The 1,783-nt window shown below is 52.4% G+C and carries 3 protein-coding genes and 1 pseudogene; 1 reads left to right on the forward strand and 3 read right to left on the reverse strand.

Features of this window, described 5'->3' with window-relative positions:
* Nucleotides 1-79: 79 nt before the first annotated feature.
* Nucleotides 80-451 carry a helix-turn-helix domain-containing protein gene (locus RE6C_RS24060; RefSeq protein ID WP_039963276.1) on the forward strand — a complete coding sequence of 124 codons (372 nt, stop codon included), beginning with the start codon at nt 80-82 and terminating at the stop codon, nt 449-451.
* Nucleotides 452-763: 312 nt separating this feature from the next.
* Here the strand turns inward: RE6C_RS24060 and RE6C_RS33355 are convergent, their stop codons facing one another.
* The 3 genes and pseudogenes from RE6C_RS33355 to RE6C_RS32320 all read right to left on the reverse strand — a co-directional run.
* The gene (locus RE6C_RS33355) at nt 764-1,003 is read right to left on the reverse strand and encodes a M48 metallopeptidase family protein (RefSeq protein WP_039963278.1); all 240 of its coding nucleotides are present in this window, start codon (nt 1,001-1,003) and stop codon (nt 764-766) included.
* Nucleotides 892-1,251, reverse strand: a complete 360-nt coding sequence (locus tag RE6C_RS30945) for a YgjP-like metallopeptidase domain-containing protein (RefSeq protein ID WP_236618483.1) — start codon at nt 1,249-1,251, stop codon at nt 892-894. Before RE6C_RS30945 ends, RE6C_RS33355 begins: the two co-directional genes overlap by 112 nt.
* Nucleotides 1,251-1,783, reverse strand: a pseudogene (locus RE6C_RS32320) (hypothetical protein); the annotation flags it as partial. The pseudogene RE6C_RS32320 and the gene RE6C_RS30945, both read right to left, overlap by 1 nt.

A 1,783-nucleotide genomic window follows, 5' to 3' on the forward strand; every position in this document is an offset into this window, starting at 1 on the left:
AATGTGATGGTGAACTCCCGCGTGCGGACTCTGACGCAGTGTTAGAGCCGTCAAACCAGTGATTGATGAGGAAATTTACATGAATCGAAAGCCAACTCGCTTGGGTGCTCAGGGAGAACAACGTCCCAAGATGATGTCGAACAATGACATTGCGAAGGAGCTCCAGTTCTCCCTTCAAACGGTGCGTCGCTTGATCGATAGTGGCGCAATGCCAGAGCCGTATCGCATTGGACGGCTGGTTCGTACGCCTCGCGAAATCTTCGAGAAGTGGGTCGACCTTGGTTGTCCGGATCTTCGGATCGAATCGAAGCAGGCTGAATTCAAAAACGAAAAGCCGCTGCGGGGTTCGAAGGCCAAGAACGTGGTCAAGGAACAGAAGGTTGCGGAGTTGCTCGCGACGGCAAAAGACCGCGGTTTTAAGTTGCAGGTTGCGACTGAACTGATGCAGTAGGAAGCTGCCTCGAACGGCTAGGCAGCAGCTCCTTCTCTGATCATGGTCAACCGGATCCGTATCCGGTTGACCTTTTTTTGGCATCAAAGGCCTGACGAATCACGCAGCCAATCTGGCGATTGTTGCGTCTCAAATACTTTCGAGACCGTTGGAATGACGGGGAAATGCTGAGCCATCGTCACCAACGACCTACAGGCAAGACGGTCGTGGACAAAGAGTGAGAGCCGAGAAGCCAGCCATCTCTGATCTTTGACAATTTGGTTGTAGCCACGTTTGCGAGAGTGAGTGCCGGGGCTCTCGACGCCCCAGCACTCATTCCGACTGCGTATTCCAGACTTCCGATCCAAGGGGAAGTTCGTTTAGCTCAGCTCTTGCGTCTCGCCAGTTCGGATAGTGTTCGTCGAGGATCGCCACAAAGCGATCGCTGTGAACTGGTTCGATCAAGTGAGCCATTTCGTGAACGACCACATAAGAGTCATTCGCTTGTGATCGAGAGTCACCTTTGGTTTGGTATCTGATTCGACAAGCTGCAACAGATACCGACGGCCCCATACATAGTGGCTCTCTCGCTCCACGAACCCCCTGGGTGTCTCGCGGGCCTGGTTTTTCAATGCACTTTGCTGCTGGTGGATCCAACCTAATTTTGAAATGGCATAAGCCCGTGCAACGTCCAAGCGAGTTGCCGTCGGCGCGACCAGCGTGACATGACCGTCGGGCGGATGAACAGACAAGTGGACGTTCTTGACATCTTTACGTGTTACCGAAATGGATATTTCGCCAAGTGAGATTGTTTCGTTCATCAGTACCCTGGCTGGCTTTTGATGATTTCAAACAATGCTATGGTTGCTTTTCGGTCTCGTGCCATCAGCGGAAAAATCGCGTTCAGAACCGCTGATTCCTTGGCTTCGTCGCCCTTCCAGTATGCAGGTGCCTTTTCGTGCATCACGTTGTCAATCTGCAATGCGAGCTTCGCCTTGTCTTCGTCGTCAGCTGGGCATTGGAACGTGCTCGCTTCAATATCCGCAAGATTGTTGAATAGGATGATCGCTTCCCGATTGCCGTTGAGAATATCCGGATGATCCCCGCCTGACTTCTGGACGAGCTTCTTCGCTAGCTCTTCTGCCTTTTGCAAGAAACGCTCGTAGGATTCAGTGTCGTCATGCTTTTGCTGAATCAGATCCTGGAGCAACAGCGACATTTCGCTGTAGAACCGTGGGTCGGTCAGTTGGTCACGGATGATCGTCCTGCGGACGTTGTTGATGATTCCTTCCGCGATGGCGTTGCGAGAGAGGTTGCCTTTTTGGTTCAGTTTTTTGGCGATCGCGTCGTGGA

This window comes from Rhodopirellula europaea 6C, assembly GCF_000338295.1.
Classification (GTDB): Bacteria; Planctomycetota; Planctomycetia; order Pirellulales; family Pirellulaceae; genus Rhodopirellula; species Rhodopirellula europaea.

Coding starts and splice junctions, on each gene's coding strand:
- RE6C_RS24060 (WP_039963276.1), top strand. CDS start 80: ATGAATCGAAAGCCAACTCGCTTGGGTGCTCAGGGAGAACAACGTCCC.
- RE6C_RS33355 (WP_039963278.1), bottom strand. CDS start 1,003: ATGGGGCCGTCGGTATCTGTTGCAGCTTGTCGAATCAGATACCAAACC.
- RE6C_RS30945 (WP_236618483.1), bottom strand. CDS start 1,251: ATGAACGAAACAATCTCACTTGGCGAAATATCCATTTCGGTAACACGT.